This window comes from Bradyrhizobium sp. Kon58, assembly GCF_055807455.1.
Map to the genome: position 1 here is coordinate 1 of NZ_JBVVOT010000227.1, position 357 is coordinate 357.

Here is a 357-nt window from a genome sequence, read left to right on the forward strand (position 1 = left end):
CCTTCATCGACGTGTTCGTTGTAGGTGCGGGCGATATTCTTGCGGTTGGTCTCCGGGTCGGACTCGCCGGCCAGGGTGTTGGGGAACTGCTCCTCGGCGTTGGCGCGGATCACCTTGACGCCCATGTTCTCGGCGAACATGGCCATCACTTGCTCACCTTCGAGCACGCGCAGCAGGCCGTTGTCGACGAAGACGCAGGTCAGTTGGTCGCCGATAGCCTTGTGCAGCAGGGCAGCAACCACCGAGGAGTCAACGCCGCCGGACAGGCCGAGCAGGACGTTATCGGTGCCGACTTGGGCACGCACTTGAGCGATGGCGTCTTCAGCGATTTTGGACGGGGTCCACAGCGCTTCACAC

At 62.7% G+C, this 357-nt stretch carries 1 pseudogene; it reads right to left on the reverse strand.

The annotated features are described in order from the left end of the window. A pseudogene (locus tag AC0L20_RS40235) lies at window positions 1–357 on the reverse strand (glutamine-hydrolyzing GMP synthase); the annotation flags it as partial.